This is a genomic window from Pseudomonas sp. G.S.17 (assembly GCF_038096165.1).
In the GTDB taxonomy this organism is placed as follows: Bacteria; Pseudomonadota; Gammaproteobacteria; order Pseudomonadales; family Pseudomonadaceae; genus Aquipseudomonas.
On record NZ_CP151076.1, the window covers coordinates 2,147,593 to 2,165,000 of the forward strand.

The following is a 17,408-nucleotide window of genomic DNA, read 5'->3' on the forward strand; positions in this document are numbered from 1 at the left end:
GGCGCGACCTGAAAAGAGAATTGGGTCGATTGACGGGTTCGCGCAAGCAGGCCTTGACCGATGGGCTGCTCGCACTGCGCGATACCTGGGCGCTGTGCGCCGTAGTTATTGGACTCATAACTCATTGGGCAAACAGCGGTGGCTTACTGCCCAGGCTGATGATTTTCGGAAATTCGTCGATGGGCACCTGGGCCGAACAACGGCTGTCGTTGCAGTCCCAGGCAATGCCGGTATCGATCAGCCCTTTGCCCGGTTTGCCACTGTCGATCAGCAGGACGTTGCCGCGCTGTACGCTGCTTGCCTCGACCCGAATCAGGCGCGGCTCACCGGTTGTCCAGGCCACCAACGCCTGCTCCGAACCTTTGGCAAAGCGCAGCAGATAGGTTGAATCCAGCTCGCGGCTTTTTTCGGCGTCGTAGCGGTAATCATGCAAAATCGGGCTGATTGCCTTGAGGGTCAGGTATGACGGTTTTAACGTCAGATCCTGTTTGAGCAGACCGAAGTTCTGCTCTGGATCATTGATGTCATTGCCATCATTGAACAGGTCGTACCACCACAACCCTTTGATATCCGGCAGCGTTTGAGCCAGGAAGAAACTGCGCGCCAGATAGGCGGCCTGGGTCTGTTCGCTCAAGCCGCATTTGCCGGTGTTGCTGGGCCAGCCCATCTCGGTCAGGTACAAGGGCACCGGGCGCGAGGCCAAGGCCCTGAGATCCGCGTCCACCCAGCGCAGCCAGGCTATCCAGCGTTCCGGGGTATGCCGTTCCTCATGCCGGCAATGCACATAAGGATGCAGGGAAAGGCCGTCGGCGTGGTTGAGTACGCCAGCCTCCACCAGGCGATCGGCGAAACCCAGATCCATACCGAGGCTGGTCACCGCGCCGGCAAGGATCGTCACTGGTTTCTTCTGCTGACGGATGCGCTGCGCGGTTTCTTCCACCAGGTTGCTGTAGTCCGTGGCGAAGCCCGGGTCCACGGGGTTTTCTTTATCCCACTCATTCCAGATTTCGTAAAAATCCACGCTGTCAGCCAGTTCCCGAGTAACGAATGACACGTAGTTGCCAAAACCTTCCTTGACCAGTGGAGTACGAGGCTTGGCGTAGTTGCTGTAATAGGTGTTGCCATAACCCAATACCAGCAAGGGTCGCAGTCGATGTTCCTGGGCCTTGCTCAAATAGGCTTGCCAGGCCGGGTCGATGCGCAACATGCCGCGTCGGGGTTCGGCCGTCGACCAGTAGGCATCATCGCGTACCGAATCGACTCCGGCTTCTTCGAGCAGTTGCAGTGCCTTGGCCGACGAGCTGCTTTTGTTCATCAAGTGAGTATCGACGCCGATGATGAATCGCTCATCGGCAATTGCCATACAGCTCATGAACAGGCAAATCACAAGCATCGTCAGCGGTCGCGATCGGGCGATGGGCGGCTTGGGCATATTTTGTCTCAATGAAGAGGCACGGTCCGGAGCGCTTGCTCAGGTGAGTCACGGGCCGATGGATAACACTTCCTTATGTTGGGCGATCGACCTGGCTGGAGCCTGAAATCGACGGCTCATCGTGCCGTACGATCCTGTCCAGCAGGGTCTGGGCAAAAATACTCTGGTAGCTGTCGAGCATCAGATCCATGTCAAGCAGCGAAGCAACGCTGACTCGGGCCTGGGAACTCAAACGTGCCAGCAAAGCCGGTTGCTGGTGCAGTTTGAGCATGGCCAGCCCCAGGGAATCCGGATCGTCCGGGCTGCACAACAAACCGTTGAGCTGGTCCTGGATAATCTCCTGCAGGCCGCCCATGCGACTGGCAATCACCGGCTTTGCATAAGCGCAGGCCTCAACGGCGACCATGCCGAACGGTTCATTCCAGATCGACGGCACGATGGCCACATCGATCTGTTTATAAAACGCCTCGGGTTTCTGATAGCCGACAAAGCTGATACGGGGCGATTCCGCTGCCATTGTCTTGAAGCGGGCTTCGTCGTCCAATTGCCCGCGACCGGCGATCTGCAGCGTCGCGTCAAAAGGCAGTGCGCGGAATTGCTCGATCAGCCAGCGCACGCCTTTAGGCTCCGAGAGCGTGCCCATGAAGCCGAAGCGCAGCGGCGCTTTCCTGGCCTCCGGTTGCGGATTGGTTTTGGCCTTGACCAGCAAGGGAGGGCAAGGGCTGGCGTTATGTACAACAAAGCCAAGGGCGTTCTTGAAATAGCCGTTGTCCTGCAGGGTGTCGAGCATGAAGCGGCTGACACCCACCACCGTATCGACCTGTGCCGAGCGATCATCATGGCCTTTGCGAAAATGTTCGCAGCGGCCGCATTGGTTGCGGCAGCTTTCGCCGTCTTTGAACATGGTGCTGCTCGGGCAGAGCAGATACAGATCGTGCAACACCTGCACGATCGGTTTGCCGGCGGCGGTGATTTCATCCCATGCCGACACGGACCAGCCGGTGAGGTTGTGACAGACCACCAGGTCGGGCTTCTCGATCTTGATCACCCGCCTTACGTATTCGCGCATGCCGCCGTTATATCGATCGCGAAGATGCCAGCCCAACCGCGCCAGTTTCCCAGGGCGCTGATCCCTGAAATGCCAGTAGAAGTTGCGCAGCCCTGCGCGGTACACCCTGACTTGATTGATCATCTCCTCCTTGAGGCCGGACTCGGCTCCGGTCGCCAGTACCGCGACCTTGTAGCCTCGCTTGTACAGGCCTTCGACGGTGCGTTGCAGGATGATCTCTGCACCGCCCCCGATATTGGGTGCGTAAAGACTCGAGATGAATAACAACTTCATAGGGGATAGGAGCGGTTCAGGCCCAGCACGCCTGCCTCGCCATCCTGAATGGCCTTTTCGATCAGGTTCAGGCGTTTTTCTGCGCCACGGCGTTTGGCGATCAGACGTAACAGGCGGAAGAACATCCAGCGGTTGAGGTTGTACAGCACAGACGACGAGGCCCAGATGTTCTTGTCGAACCAGGCCTGGTTGCGGGCGCCGTAATAGGCCCTGAGGTCCGAACCGCCCAGCAGGAAACTCTCGTAGATGTTGCTGGTGCGCGCCTTGATGTTCCATGAGTCTTCGAGGTCGTCGAGCAGCGCGTCGGGCACCAGGAATATGCGTCCGCCACCGGCGGTGATGCGCCAGGTGTATTCACTGTCATCGGCATACAGCATCAAGGCATCAAGGGGCAGGCCAATGCGTTGATAAAGACTGCGATGAGCAAGCAGGCCGCCGTAGGTGGCGAAGGGCAATTGCACCATCGGGATCTTGTCTTGCTTGCGCTGGGGATGCACCCAGGGGCGGCGGCGCCAGAGCTTGTAGGGCAGTTGCGCAATGTGAAAACCGAAGAAGCTGGAGCGGCGCTGAATGGCGAAACGACCGGGAACGCCAGCGGCAATGTCAGCCTGATGAGTTGGGCGAAAGCCAAGCACCGCCGACTTGTCGCGGCCATCGATTTCTTCCAGCTGACGCAGGCATGTGTGCAGAGTCGCGATGGCGTTGTGCGTCGGTGCGTTATCGTCGTCCATCAGCCAGATGTATTCGGCACCGGCATCCAGTGCGGCCTTGATGCCCACCGAGTAACCTTTGGCCGAACCGGTGTTGTTGTCCAGATAGATAACTTCGACCTGGCCGGGCCAGGTGGTGCGCAGGTTTTCCAGCGGGGCAACGGACGCGTTGCTGACGATGATCACACGGTCAATCAACGGGCTTTCCAGCGAGCGGCTGACAAGGGTGTGCAAATAATTGAAACGGTCACCATAGGTGAGCGTCACCAATGTCGTGAGTTGAGTCATGCTGAGGTTCCGTCCGCAATAGAAATGAAGGTAGTGCTGCAACCCCGGTGCGTGTGAACAACCGGGGCCTGGCGAAACGTTGCCTTAGACCCTGGCTTCCATCCGCAACAGACTGCTCATCGGCAACACCACTTTCTGTTCCCGCTGCAGCAGGTTAAGCAGGATGACGGCACGCTCGGCGCCATCAGCGGCAAGGAAAATCGCCTCGATATCACACAGTTCGCCAGCCTTGATCATCACGCGCTCGCCTTGCCGGAAATCGACTTTGGCGACGGGTTCATGCAAGCGTTGGCGGATCTGTTCGATGAGTTCATCCTGGACCGGAACCGGATGGCCGCCGAAGGTGACGATGCGCGCCACGCCACGGGTCGAGCGAATCGGGTACCAGTTGTCGTGCACCTGATCCATGCGGATGAACAGGTAGCCCGGGAACAACTCTTCTTCGCTTGCCACTTTGGGCGTGCGCTTTTTCGGCTCTCCTGTCTTCAGCGGCCGATAGCATTCGAAGCTCTGCCGCTGCAAATGCTCTTCTGCGCGGGCCTCCTGACGCGGTTTGGTCTGGATCAGGTACCAACGGGCGGGGCTATTGAATTGAGACATACATTCACTCCACTGCGGTGCGTGTGAACGAGGGCTTGGTGGCGTCCTGCTGACTGACGAGCCCGGCCAGCAGATCCTCTTGATTCCCACCGGCGCCATCGCTGACGGTGAAGCAGGCGAGCATGGCCTGGACCTGTTCGACGCAGTTGAACATCAGCACGTCGATGATTGACAGGTTGGGTACGAACGGCTTGCCCAATTGCCGGTAGACCACTTCATCCATCTTGAAAAAGCGCACCAGCAGGCCATTTCTGGCGAACAGGTCGCGGTCGTACAGCTCGGCACCACCGATGGGATTGAGAAAGGTCGTGGCGGCAAAGGTATGGGCGATATTGATCACCCGGTCCTGCCTGTCGGTGCACGAGTTCAGCTTCAGGTCCGAGCCGCGCAGAATCGGCGTCACGATGTGCAGATACGCACACAGCTCGCGGATGACGTGCTCGGCGTACAGCGCGAGATTCTGCTGCGCAAAGCGGATCAGGCGCGTTACCAAAGGCATGACCTGTTCGAAGTACGGCGCCTTGCGATAGTTCTGGGTAATGATGTTGATCAGGCGTTCGGCTTCGTCGCTGAAGGTGTCGATGAACTGGCGCTGCATGATCGGCAGCTCGAAGCGATCCTTTTTCAGCGGGAAGGTAATCAGCTTCGCCTCGCCGTTGTTCAGAATGCGGTTTCGATTGACCCAGCCGGAGCGGATATATTGCAGATCGTCTCCCAGGACGAAGACATCTGCTGCTGCGATCAATTGAAAATAGCCCAGGTAGGGGAAGAGGTATGGCTGCATCATTGCTATGGTCCTGGCCATGCGTAACTCCTTTAGTGTGTTGGGTGATCTTTGCTCGTTATTTGCGTACTGGACTGTAGTCGTATCCGTAGGCGGCACAGTCGTAATCTGCGGTCGAAGCCTTGCGTAGCACGCCATTGAATATGGCGCCCTTGATGACTACACCGTTTTGACCAAGTCGACGCTTGCAGGCTTCGATTTCCTTGACCGAAGTCAGACCGAAACGGGTGACCAACAGGCATGTACCGGCCTGGCGACCGACCAGAGTGGCGTCGGTCACGGCCAGGATCGGCGGCGTGTCGACCAGCACCAGGTCATACAGCGGCGAGAGCTCGGTGAGCATCTTGTTGAAGTTGTCATGCATCAACAGCTCCGAAGGATTGGGCGCCGCGAAACCGCAGGAAATGAAATCCAGGTTGCGCACTTCGGTGTGATGGATGACTTCGGTGCTTTTCAGGCGCGCGGCCAGTGTGTCGGACAGACCGTGCTTGGGTTGCAGGCCGAACACCTTGTGCAGGTAACCCTTACGCATATCGGCGTCGATCAGCAGCACGCGCTTGCCGGTCTGGGCGATGATCACCGCCAGGTTGCTGGAAACGAATGACTTGCCTGCGCCCGGCGACGGGCTGGAAATCATCAGCACATTGTTGCGTGCTTCGAGCATTGCGAAATGCAGGCTGGTACGCAGGCTGCGCAGGGATTCCACTGCCAGTTCGGTCGGTGCCGATACGCTCAGCAGTCGGGATTCCTTGCTGGCCGTGCGGCTTTGATTGTTCTTTTCCAGACGTTCCTGCTGGCGCGAGTAGGGCAGGGATGCGTACACCGGCATGCCGATGTTTTCGATGACTTCAGGGTTGTCCACGCCGCGATAGAACGCCTGGCGAACGAACACTGTGGCGACCGCGACCAGCGCACCCAGCAACGTCGCAATCAGCACGATGAGTTTCTTCATCGGCTTGACCGGCTCTTCCACGTTGGCGTCGGCGTTGTCGATGATGCGGACATTGCCGATGCTGCCAGCGCGCAGAATGTCCTGCTCCTGGCTTTTGTTCAGCATCAAGGTGTAGGTCTGGCTGGTGACCTGCATGTCGCGAGTCAGGCGCAGCAATTCCTGCTGGGTTTCAGGCAGAGTTTCGATCTTTTTCAGCAGGCCCTGTTTTTGCGCTTCCAGCTGGCTCATCTGGCTCATCAAGGCGCGATAGTTCGGGTGTTCGCGGGTGTACAGCCGCTCCAGTTCGACGCGGCGCATCTTGAGTTCCGAGAGCATCGAATCCAGCTTCACGACCTGATCCAGGACGCCCTTGGTTTCGATGCTCAGATCCACCGACTTGGCGCTGGTCTGGAAGTTGTTCAAGGCGACTTCCGACGCTTCCAGCTGCTTGCGTACGGCCGGCAGTTGCGAGCGCAGGAAGTCCAGGCGTTGGGCGGCCTCGGCGGAACTGCGTTCGACGTTCTGACGTACGTAAAGACGGCTGATTTCATCAACGATCTTGTTGGCCTTTTCCGGGTTCGGGTCCTGCAACGCCAGGTAGATGATCCCCGAGTCCTTACCGGCTTCGGTGATTTTCAGGCGCTCCTGATAATTGAGCGCGGCGGTTAACGTGCGCAGTTTGGAAACCGTGAATTCAGTCCCTGGCCGGGCATTGAGCGTGGCGACCTGGATCTTCGCGCCATGGCCTTCGACGGTCTGGTTGACGGCGCCGCTGAGAATCTGGTTGTGGTCCTTGTCATACAGTGTGAAGAAGCCTGGCTTACCTGCGACGAGGGTCAGTTTTTCACCCAACAGATCTTCGGGAACCTCAAGCTGGAAGACGTCGAGCTTCTCGCCGCCCCAGGCGTATTGACTCATGCCGAACCACGGTTCGGCGAACTGGCCCGGCCGCTCTGGCTTGAACGTGCGGCTGAGGTAACCGCCGATCATCGGGAAGTAATCGGGACGCTGCACGATGTTCAGCTTGAGGTCATCAACCACCTTGCCCAGCACTGCCCGCGACTTGATCAGCTCGATTTCGGTAGTCGCCTGAGACACCGACATCGGTTTGTTGGAAACTTCCGGAGTGCCTTCGATGCCGATTTTCTTTGGCTCGATCTGGATCATCGCGTTGGCCTGATAGATCGGCTCGGCAAGTATCGCGTAGGCCAGCCCGACCAGGCAGAACAGCCCGACAATTGAGAGGATCAGGCCCTTATGGTCGAATAACGTGCGCAAGATAGTTGCCAAATCGATCCGGGAGTCCTGGTAGTAGTCCAGGGAAGAACGGTTCATAGCGGTCATTTATCTTGTTTCTCCTGACTGAAGATAAGGTAGCCAGTCGTCGACACATCGCGAGAGGTGCTCGTAGGTCTGTTCAAAGGCTAATTTTGGTTGCCGGTAGGGGTCGGCTATTTCCATTTGTTGTTGCCATTTGCCAATCAGAAAAGTCTTGCCGCGAACTTCGGGTGCCATCCTCAAAACGCTTTTGAGTTGGGCGTTTTCCATCAGCAGGATCAGCTCGGCCTGGTGCAACATGTCGCGATCCATCTGGCGGGCGCGGTGCCTGAGTGTTGGCACCTGGTGCATCTGCAAAACCGCCTGAGCCAGCGGGTCGATTGGCGAATCGAGCATCGCGTGCGTGCCCGCCGAGGCGATCTGCACATCCAGCGCCAGCACCCGCTGGCGCAACAGCGCTTCAGCCATGGGGCTGCGGCAGATGTTGCCGATGCAGATCACCAGAACGTTACTGAACATGGCCCTTGCTTATCGAAGGCATGAGCCGCTTGCCGAGGTTGACGGTGAAATTTCGCGCCACCATCAACAGCGCCTGCAGCTTATGCACCGGCGCCAGTGCGGAAATCGCCAGGCCGATGGTTTGCATAAGGAAGTATTCGTACAGCTCCTGATTGCCCTGCCGGTTGTAGTAGTTAGCCAGACTGCTACAGGTTTGCAGGCTCATATGAAGCTTTCGTTTATGGGTACGCATCGAGAAAATGCCGCCCGGATGCACGCGGTAGGCAGCGGGTTTGATCTGCGCGAGAAACTTGCCTTTGCCGAAAGCCCCGAGCAGCGACCACCAGCACATGTCATTGAGCGGGGCGACCGGCATCAGCAGCTCTGGCGGCAGGATGCTGATCATGTTGCGAAAGCACACGGTCAGGGTCGAAATCGGCCGGGCCTTCTGCAGTTGCAGAGCCGTCGCATCGCCGCGTAACTTGCCCTGCAACTGGATGCCTTTCTCGCCTTCGCTGTCGAACGCCACCGCGTCGTGATAAGTGATGACGTAGTCCGGATGGCTTTCCAGGAAGTCCACCTGGATTTGCAGTTTGCGCGGATCGGTCCAGTAGTCGTCGGCTTCGCAGTACGCGATGTAACGGCCCCGGGCTTTGGCAAACAGGCCTGGCACGCAGGGCTTGCCATATTGGTACTGATTCACCGTTTGATAGAACGGCCTGATGATCGTCGGATAACGCTCGGTGTATTCGGCGATGATCTGTGCCGTGCCGTCGGTGGAGGCATCGTCGTTGATCAGGATTTCAAAACTGAATGTCGTCTGTTGTGCCAGAAAACTGTCCAGTGTCTGAGCGATAAACGCTCCCTGGTTGTAGGCAGGGCAGACGATGCTCACTAGCGGTGGCTGGGACGGGGCAGTGGACGTTTCTAATGTCTTGTCATCCATGGCTCAGGTACTCGGTTTGCTGAACAAAATGAAAAGTCTCGAAGCCAGCGGTTTGTCGCTGGCCGCCACGACGATCAGGGTGATCAAGCCGCTGACCGCCAGACCGGCGAACACGCTGAAACGGTCGTCGGCCGCGATCATGCGAAACATTGGCTCGCTGATTGCCAGGCCGACGCCGGTCATTAGGCTGATGCGCAGGATGTCGCGTAACCACGTGCCGTGAATGCCCGGCGCCAGGTGGTTGTGAACGATCATCGGCCATACCGCGAACGACACGATGCGCAGGAAAAACCAGGCCAGTGCAGCGCCATAAGCGCCTTGGTAATGAATCGCCAGGAACACCACCGGAACGGTGATCACCGCTGAAACGATGCTGTACCGGACGTGCAGATTCATTTTCCCGTAGGCGTATTGCAGATAGAACTGAAACGCGCTGACGGCCATGATCGCGCTGCCCAACGCGTACCAGCACAGGATCGAACGGCTCCATTGCGCCGCGACCTGATCGCCGGTCCAGGCGTAGATCAAGGGCTGGGCATGCAAGGCAATCACCGCAGCCAGCGGAAACAGAAACGTGCAGACGAAGCGGTTGGCGGCCAGAAACAGCCGGTGCATATCGTCGCGGCGACCTTCTGCCATCAATACGGTCAGGCGCGGCAGCAGGGTTTGCACCAGCGGATTGGTCAGCATCAAGATCCCGGTGGTGATCAGCGCCACCAATGAGAAGTAGCCGTATTGGTCCAGCGGCAGCTGCTCGGACAGCAACACTTTGTCGATCTGTGTCAGGACGATCCACAGCACCGCCGTGAATGACATGCTCGCCGCAAACGGAATGATCGGTTTGACCAGTCGCCAGTTGAACCCGCTGAGCCAGTGCGGCGTCGGCATTTGCTGATAGGCGCGCCCGGCAAACATCAAGGTTTCGATCAAGCCTACTGCAACCTGAAACTCGAAGAAGTCCGCCGGGTCCTGGGAGTAGACGCTGACCAGCAGCAGGCCGCCGAAGTAGCGCAGGGTGGCAATGATGATATTGGCCAGGTTGAGCCAGCCATGCTGCTCCAGGCCCTGGATGCCGCTTTTGTAGAGCGTCGAATACAGGCGCAGGGCTATCACCACACCCATCAGGCTGATGCAATGAATCAAGGTTTGCGGTTGCAACTCTTTGGCATTGAGCCATTGCAGGGCAATCCACGGGCTGCTCAGGTAAATCGTGACGCAGCACAACAGGGTCAGGGGTAGAAAAATAATCTCGAACGACCGCAGCAGATGTCCCGAATTACGTTCGCTGGCCGGCGTACCTTGCTGGTGGGCGACGGCACGCACCAGGCTGGGCGACAGGCCTGCGTCAAGCAATTGCAACCATGCCTGCATGACCGCGAAGAACCCGATCAGGCCGTAGGCCTCGGCACCCAGGTGGCCGAGGTAGAACGGCATGATCAGGATACCGACCAGCAAGACGTAGGCCTGCCCGGCATAGTTCAATGCAGTGTTGCGGACCACGGAGCGTTTCGTTTGCATAGCCACTAGATGACCTGAGCGAGGGCAGGGCTTTGGTAATGGGCGTTGCTGAAGCTGCATTCGTCGATGATGGTGTTGATCACCTTGTCCTGATCAGCGCGTTGCAGGCCTGGATAAATCGGCAGGCACAGGACACGCTCACTCAAGGCACGGGATTCGGTTTGCGGGATCTGCGGCTGCAGATATTCGAGGGTATCCAGCGATGGGTAGAAGTACCGGCGCGGATTGATATCCCGGTTGTTGAGTGCGGCACGCACACGCAGCAGTTGCTGCTCGTCCCGCAAGCCCACCGGGTAATAGCTGTGGTTGAGCTGGCTGTTGGCTTCTGCCTGTTGCAGGTCCAGGTAGTTTTCCAGTCGCGAGGTGTAGCGGTAGGCAATTTCGGCACGCTCCTCGAGAATGTTCTCGATGTCATCGAGCACACACAGGCCCATGGCCGCAGAGAATTCATTGAGCTTGGCGTTGATGCCGATCCCGTCGATCTTGTCGACGTCGGCAATTCCGAAGTTGCACAGCAGGTAGGCACGCTTGGCTATTTCGTCATCGTTGGTGATGATCGCGCCGCCTTCGACTGTGTGAAACAGCTTGGTGGCGTGAAAGCTCAAGGTGCTGACATCACCCCAGTTAAGAACAGATTGTCCGGCATGCCGAACGGCGAAGGCATGGGCACCGTCGTAGACGACTTTCAGGTTACGACGGCGAGCGATTTCTTCGATACGTTCGACGGCGCATGGATTGCCGAACACATGCGTGCCGACGATGGCCGAAGTGTCTGGCTCAATGCGACTTTCAATGTGTTCCGGGGAGATGTTCCAGGTGCTGGCGTCGATATCGGCAAAGATCGGCCGGATGCCTTCCCACTGCAACGAGCTGCTGGTCGCGACGAAACTGAAGGGCGTGGTCACGGCGCTGCCGCTCAGGTTCAAGGCGCGATAAGCGACTTGCAGGGCAAGCGTGCCGTTATTGGTGAGAATGATGTGTTTGACGCCCAGATAATCCTTGAGTCGAGCTTCCAGCTCCGTCACCAGCGGCCCGTGATTGGTAAGCCAGCCCCGTGCATAAATGCCTTCTATGTAGGTCTTGAACTTGCCGATATCGCCCAGGTAGGTTTTGGTTACGTTGATCATCGAAGCCTCCATGTCTAACGTTGAACGCGGGAACTGCAATTGCCCTGAAGTTGGTTGCGGCCCTGGTTACTGGCCGAGGGTCGATTTCGGAGGCTGAGCGCCGGTTTTGTCGCTGACCCGACGTGCGCGACGCTGGTTGAATTGCAGAATCAGCCGGGTGGCCAGGCTGCCCGCATGGGGATCGCCGAAGTGAAAGATCGCGGTCGCCCGCTTGACGCCGGCGCCGCACGCCTTGTTGGCGTGTAATGAGCGATAGCCCCAGAACAGGTAGATATCGCCTGGGACCAGCGGAATTGTCTGAGGCTTGAGCCAGCCGCGATCTATGGCCAGCGTCATCAATTTGCGTGTGACGCGATTCTGGATCAGCGCCTTTTCAATCACGTTCAGCAGTACGCTGGAGCGTACTTTGCGCAGATTGGGAAACACCATCAGATCGCCGCGATCACTGCCTTCGGTGGGAATGAATATCGGCACCAGGGCGGTGACCAGGCTGGCGTCAAAGTGGAAGCAGTTGGACTCTTTCTGTCCCAGATTGCCTTGCACGCAACGCAGCACCGGGAAGATTCGATCACTTGCCGACTCCTGGTGCGTCGCCTGCCGGTACAGGGCGTCGACGAGCTGTTTGAAGTCAGGATTGCTCCAGATGCTACCGAGCAAACTTTGCGACAGCGCCTTCTCGCCGTGGTAGGCAAAATATTCGCCGTAATGCAGCTGGGCGTGGGCGTCCGTAAAGCCGCGCAGTTGTTGCAATTCAGGTTGGCTGATCACGTCGCGCAACCGGGCAAAGCCATTGGCGTTTATTTCTGCCGCCAGTTGCTCTACTTGCTGATCATTCATATGCAATGAAAATGGCATGACTCACACCCTGTGGGTCCGAAGTAAAGGGCTCACCGCTCGGCGGGCCTGGTTTATTCATCTCAAATGGCGCCCTTGCAGCCACGCTACCGCCCAATCCTGCACATCCGGACTGGTTGACATCGACTACAGGCATGTAAGTGCTTGAATGAACTTGTTATCTGACGGAGCAAAGCATCAGGCCAAGCTACCGCCATGCCGAGCAAACTCAGCAATTTATTCAGTTTCCATCAGACGAAAGACGCCCACCGACGCAAATAACTCGCCGTAGTAATAACTAACGTCTTGGGCAGAACAAGTGGTGTATCGGTCGAACATTCCGGCGTATCGCTCTGGGGCGACGCTGCACTGGCTGGGAAATGTTTGACAGGCATATATATCGATGGGGACGGGCTTTCTGTCAAATTATTTCGTCAAGTTTCTGTTAAATTTTTGATAAGCGGTTCCAGATATTTCGTAACTGATTGAATTATATGGGAGTCAAAAAAACAGCGCGTGCACTGCTACGGTGCGACGACGTTTTTTAGACACATTTACAGTTAGGCGTTTAACGGCCTGGTGCCTGGGATGAGTCGTTTTATTAACGCCAGAAGTTAGTCGCCAAGTGTGTTTGCGAGTGTCGCGCAAGTGCAGTATCGACACTTCATGTTCAAATGAGTGTGTCTGGAGAGGCATTTGACACTCGTTCGATGCATTTATAAAAAAAACCGTCGGTAATACGTGACGGCTTCAGACTTCAGGCTTTCTCATCCCTGTAAAAGGCGCATACGAGGCGGTCAGCCGGAGCCTGGTGGGCATGGAATATGCTTCATATCAGTTACGGTAGGATATTTCCCGACGCTCCTCGTATCGTCCTCGCTGTCTGAATCCGCGCAAGGTTGAACTCATATATTTCCAAATAGAATACATAAATAATTATTAATAATTTTTTGATCTAATTGTTTTGGTGCATCATCACTCCATGGCCTCAGGCCTTGGCCTCGCAGATTGCGAACGAGCCAGGGATACCACCAGCGACAACAGCCTGTGTTCCGGGCTGCGCATTATTAGAGTGACCTTATGAAAAATATTGCGCTGTATTTTGACTACGCGGCTACCACTCCTGTCGATGAGCGTGTCATTCAGGTAATGGTCCAGTGCCTGGGCATGTCCGGCAATTTCGGCAATCCGGCGTCCAGCTCGCATACCTATGGGCAGAACGCCCGGTCAGCCGTCGAACTGGCTCGGCAACAGGTTGCAGGACTCGTCGGCGCTCAGGCTACCCAAATCATCTGGACATCTGGCGCAACCGAATCAAACAACCTGGCACTCAAAGGTGTTGCGCAGTCCCATGCACAGCGCAATGGTCAGGCGCGCGGCCACATCATCACCAGCCAGATTGAACACAAGGCGATCCTCGATACCGCGCAGCAACTTCAGGGTCAGGGTTTCGACGTAACGCTTCTGGCGCCTGATGCGGATGGTCTGATCACCGCTGACGCTGTAGCGGCCGCACTGCGCCCGGATACTTTTCTGGTGTCGTTGATGCTGGTCAACAACGAACTGGGCACGCTCAATGACATCGCCGAAATCGGCAAGCAGGTGCGCGCTCACGGTGCGTTGTTCCATGTTGATGCGGCGCAAGGGGCGGGCAAGGTCAGGATTGATCTGTCCGGACTGGCCGTTGACTTGATGTCATTCTCTGCCCACAAGGTCTACGGTCCTAAAGGCATCGGCGCGCTGTATGTCGGCCCTCGTGCCGAGCAACGTGTACTCGCGCAGATTCACGGCGGCGGTCATGAATGCGGGCTGCGTTCCGGCACTCTGGCTACTCACCAGATCGCCGGGATGGGGGCAGCATTCGCGTTGGCCGCAGAGTCATTCGAAGACGAAGTTGCCCATATCCAGCGTTTGAACCTGCGGTTGCGCGAGTTGCTGGCTGATGTGTCAGGTCTGCACTTCAATGGCTGTCGTACCCAACGCATTGCTCATACCTTGAGTCTGACCTTCACCAACAGCGACCTGGATATCTCGGCGCTGGGTCACGGTCTGGCGTTTTCCTCCACCTCCGCATGTAACTCGGCCAAGAACACGCCATCCCATGTTCTGCTTGCATTGGGGTATGACGCGCAAGCCGCCAGTCAGACCATCCGCTTGAGTCTCGGCCGCTTCACCAGTGAGCAGGATATCGAGCGTGCGGCCGGTCTGATCCGGGCATCCCTCATACAGCCTGCGTTCTGGGCGGTTGCTCAGTCTTGAGTGGTGCTCCATTATCTGCCCCGAAAGCGATCACTTTTCGGGACAGCAGGAGAATCCATGACTATGCAATCGACAACCAGCGGTGTGGTGTCGCAACGTTTGGCACAAACACGGGCATTGATGAGCCGCGAGCGAATCGATGCTTATCTGGTGCCTTCGGCTGACCCGCATCTGTCCGAATACCTGCCGGGCTATTGGCAGGGTAGGCAATGGCTGTCCGGCTTTCATGGGTCCGTTGGCACGCTGATTGTCACTCAGGATTTCGCGGGTCTTTGGGCCGATAGCCGCTACTGGGAACAGGCTACTAAAGAGCTGGCAGGCAGCGGCATCCAGTTGGTAAAGCTGGTTCCGGGCCAGCAGGGGCCATTGGAGTGGCTGGCCGAGCAAGCCAAGGCTGAAACCGTTGTTGCCGTGGATGGCGCAGTGCTGGCCGTGGCCTCCTCACGAACCCTGGCCAGCAAACTCTATGATCGTGGTGCCCGACTGCGTACCGATCTGGACTTGCTGACTGAGCTGTGGGAAGACCGTCCGGCGCTGCCAACCAAGCCGATCTACGAGCATTTGCCACCACAGGCGTCGGTGGCCCGCAGCGAAAAACTCACTCGACTGCGCAAGGTCATGGCAGAGCGGGGTGCTGACTGGCATTTTCTTGCAACGCTGGATGACATCGCATGGTTGTTCAACCTGCGTGGCGCTGATGTTTCCTACAACCCGGTGTTCATTTCCTTTGCGTTAATTGGCCCCAACAGCATCAGTCTTTTTATTGACTCCACCAAAGTCGACGCCGGCATCCGCCAAAGCCTGGAGGCAGATGGCGTCACCTTGCTGGAATATACGCAGATCGGTGCAGCGTTACGCGCGGTCCCCAAAGACGCTCGCCTGTTGATTGACCCTGCACGGGTGACCTGTGGCCTGCTCGATTACCTGGATAGTGAAGTCACTTTCGTCGAAGGCTTGAACCCGACCACTCTGTTCAAATCACAGAAATCCGAAACAGACACCCAGCATATTCGCCAGGCAATGGAGCAGGATGGCGCGGCGCTGTGCGAGTTTTTCACTTGGCTGGATTCGGCCCTGGGCCATGAACCGGTCAGCGAGCTGACCATTGACGAAAAACTCGGTCAGGCGCGCCAGCGGCGTCCGGGTTATGTCTCTGCCAGCTTCGCTACCATCGCCGGATTCAACGCTAATGGCGCGATGCCGCATTACCGGGCTACGGAAGAAGAATTTGCGCAGATCGAAGGCGATGGCTTGTTGTTGATTGATTCCGGCGGCCAGTACCTGGGCGGCACCACTGACATCACGCGCATGGTGCCGGTCGGTACGCCAACGGTCGAGCAAAAGCAGGACTGCACCCGTGTGTTGAAAGGCGTGATTGCTTTGTCCCGGGCGCTTTTCCCACAAGGAATTCTGTCACCTCTGCTGGATTCCATTGCTCGTGCGCCCATCTGGGCGGGCGGTGTCAATTACGGTCATGGCACTGGGCATGGCGTGGGCTACTTCCTGAATGTTCACGAGGGCCCACAAGTCATTGCCTATCAGGCGCCAGCTACCCCGCAAACCGCGATGCTGGCAGGCATGATCACTTCAATCGAGCCGGGCACATATCGCCCCGGCCGTTGGGGAGTTCGGATTGAAAACCTGGTGATCAACCGCGAGGCGGGCAAGACAGAATTCGGAGAGTTTCTGAAGTTCGAGACGCTGACTCTGTGCCCTATCGATACCCGATGCCTGGATATCGACTTGTTGGCCGAGGATGAGCGTGCGTGGCTCAATGATTACCACGTCGAAGTACAGGAGCGTTTGACGCCTTTGTTGCAAGGCGCTGCGCTGGAATGGTTGAACACTCGCACTGCCGGGATCTGACGGGGGTTCCTGCGCTTCGGCAACGGGCCGAGGCGCACTTCGACCGGCCGTCCTACGGCTAGGGTTTTACTGGTTTCTTGCAGACGATGATCATGCTGCGGCTGGTATAGCCGGCCGGGTTGAGCCCGAAGGGATAGTCGCCGGGCTCTTCAGCTGCATCACCGGATTTGGCGATGATCCGGTAGTTCTGCGAAACGCAGGAACTTGTCGCCATTTCGTAGCATTTTTCCCACGAAGAAGACAGACCGGAGCAATTGATGTGAATTCCGCGCTTTGTCTGTTTGAGCGGTTTTGATGTTGCCGCGCATCCCGTAGCTATCAAGAGCGCCAACACTATAAAAATGTGTTTCATTGCCTTCCTTACCTGAGCATCGACCAGAAGCGGCGCCCACCCTGAATTCAGTAGCTTGCGACAAGGCGGCGTACTGCCCTGCCTGGATTGCAATCCAGAAAAGAACATCGCCTGGCGCTAAACATGGCTCAACGACGTTACAAATGCTAGCAACATCTCATTTTCAGGCAAAACATCCGTCAATCGGCTGGCACCAATTGCGACGTTTCTCGTTGGGACGTGAGCGTCGCGCCAGCTGAAGCCAGAATAATCGCGGCGATCGCCAGCCACTGCAGAAGTGTCAGATCTTCATGAAGGAAAAGCATCCCGGATAGAGCGCCAAACACCGGTTCGATACTCGCCAGGGTGCCAAACGTTCGTGCAGGCATGCGCGTCAGCGCGACCATTTCCAGACTGTAGGGCAGGGCCGTCGATAGAATCGCCACGCCAATGGCGGTCGGTATCAATGCAATATCAAGCAGCGCGGTGCCTGCGTGCACCATTCCGATGGGGGCGATGAATATCGCAGCAATCAATACGCCTAGCGCGGCGGTCTGAATGCCGTTGTCTTCCCCGGCCTTTTGGCCGAACAGGATGTAGGCAGCCCAGCAAACTCCGGCACCCAATGCGTAGGCGACACCCGTCAGGTCAAGGTTCGCGCTGG

15 protein-coding genes (1 of these 15 running past the window's edge) are annotated in these 17,408 nt (G+C 57.3%); 2 read left to right on the top strand and 13 right to left on the bottom strand.

Features of this window, described 5'->3' with window-relative positions:
• Positions 1-121: 121 nt before the first annotated feature.
• The 11 genes from AABC73_RS09865 to AABC73_RS09915 form a co-directional block, all read right to left on the bottom strand.
• On the bottom strand, positions 122-1,432 hold the full coding sequence (locus tag AABC73_RS09865; RefSeq protein ID WP_341523419.1) for a hypothetical protein: 1,311 nt from the start codon (positions 1,430-1,432) through the stop codon (positions 122-124).
• A gap of 73 nt (positions 1,433-1,505) precedes the next feature.
• Positions 1,506-2,774 carry a glycosyltransferase family 4 protein gene (locus AABC73_RS09870; protein ID WP_341523420.1) on the bottom strand — a complete coding sequence of 423 codons (1,269 nt, stop codon included), beginning with the start codon at positions 2,772-2,774 and terminating at the stop codon, positions 1,506-1,508.
• Positions 2,771-3,772, bottom strand: coding sequence for a glycosyltransferase (locus AABC73_RS09875; protein WP_341523421.1), 1,002 nt, complete (start codon positions 3,770-3,772; stop codon positions 2,771-2,773). The genes AABC73_RS09870 and AABC73_RS09875 overlap by 4 nt, the downstream gene beginning before the upstream one ends.
• 84 nt (positions 3,773-3,856) lie before the next feature.
• Complete coding sequence (gene rfaH, locus AABC73_RS09880) at positions 3,857-4,372, bottom strand: transcription/translation regulatory transformer protein RfaH (RefSeq protein WP_341523422.1); 516 nt, start codon at positions 4,370-4,372, stop codon at positions 3,857-3,859.
• 4 nt (positions 4,373-4,376) lie between these two features.
• Positions 4,377-5,177 (bottom strand): WbqC family protein, encoded by an 801-nt coding sequence (locus AABC73_RS09885; protein WP_341523423.1) that lies wholly within the window; start codon positions 5,175-5,177, stop codon positions 4,377-4,379.
• A gap of 37 nt (positions 5,178-5,214) precedes the next feature.
• Positions 5,215-7,431 carry a polysaccharide biosynthesis tyrosine autokinase gene (locus AABC73_RS09890; RefSeq protein WP_341523424.1) on the bottom strand — a complete coding sequence of 739 codons (2,217 nt, stop codon included), beginning with the start codon at positions 7,429-7,431 and terminating at the stop codon, positions 5,215-5,217.
• Positions 7,432-7,884 carry a low molecular weight protein-tyrosine-phosphatase gene (locus tag AABC73_RS09895; protein ID WP_341523425.1) on the bottom strand — a complete coding sequence of 151 codons (453 nt, stop codon included), beginning with the start codon at positions 7,882-7,884 and terminating at the stop codon, positions 7,432-7,434.
• Positions 7,874-8,809 carry a glycosyltransferase family A protein gene (locus AABC73_RS09900; RefSeq protein WP_341523426.1) on the bottom strand — a complete coding sequence of 312 codons (936 nt, stop codon included), beginning with the start codon at positions 8,807-8,809 and terminating at the stop codon, positions 7,874-7,876. Before AABC73_RS09900 ends, AABC73_RS09895 begins: the two co-directional genes overlap by 11 nt.
• Positions 8,810-8,812: 3 nt before the next feature.
• The gene (locus AABC73_RS09905) at positions 8,813-10,327 is read right to left on the bottom strand and encodes an oligosaccharide flippase family protein (protein ID WP_341523427.1); all 1,515 of its coding nucleotides are present in this window, start codon (positions 10,325-10,327) and stop codon (positions 8,813-8,815) included.
• 5 nt (positions 10,328-10,332) lie between these two features.
• A complete protein-coding gene (locus AABC73_RS09910) occupies positions 10,333-11,454 on the bottom strand; it encodes a DegT/DnrJ/EryC1/StrS family aminotransferase (protein ID WP_341523428.1) in 1,122 nt (373 codons plus the stop codon).
• A 66-nt stretch (positions 11,455-11,520) separates the two neighbouring features.
• Positions 11,521-12,309 (bottom strand): hypothetical protein, encoded by a 789-nt coding sequence (locus AABC73_RS09915; protein ID WP_341523429.1) that lies wholly within the window; start codon positions 12,307-12,309, stop codon positions 11,521-11,523.
• 1,059 nt (positions 12,310-13,368) lie between these two features.
• Here AABC73_RS09915 and AABC73_RS09920 point away from each other — a divergent pair.
• Both AABC73_RS09920 and AABC73_RS09925 read left to right on the top strand, forming a co-directional pair.
• Positions 13,369-14,547: an aminotransferase class V-fold PLP-dependent enzyme gene (locus tag AABC73_RS09920; RefSeq protein WP_341523430.1), complete on the top strand. Its 1,179-nt coding sequence runs from the start codon at positions 13,369-13,371 to the stop codon at positions 14,545-14,547.
• A gap of 57 nt (positions 14,548-14,604) precedes the next feature.
• Positions 14,605-16,413, top strand: coding sequence for an aminopeptidase P family protein (locus tag AABC73_RS09925; protein ID WP_341523431.1), 1,809 nt, complete (start codon positions 14,605-14,607; stop codon positions 16,411-16,413).
• A 58-nt stretch (positions 16,414-16,471) separates the two neighbouring features.
• Here AABC73_RS09925 and AABC73_RS09930 read toward each other — a convergent pair whose 3' ends face one another.
• Together AABC73_RS09930 and rhtA are read right to left on the bottom strand one after the other, a co-directional pair.
• Positions 16,472-16,765, bottom strand: coding sequence for a hypothetical protein (locus tag AABC73_RS09930; protein ID WP_341523432.1), 294 nt, complete (start codon positions 16,763-16,765; stop codon positions 16,472-16,474).
• 179 nt (positions 16,766-16,944) lie between these two features.
• A protein-coding gene (gene rhtA, locus AABC73_RS09935; protein WP_341523433.1) for a threonine/homoserine exporter RhtA crosses the window boundary here: on the bottom strand, positions 16,945-17,408 show its 3' portion. The gene runs 424 nt beyond the window's last position; the window shows 464 of its 888 coding nt (coding positions 425-888); the start codon falls outside the window, past its right edge; it ends in the stop codon at positions 16,945-16,947.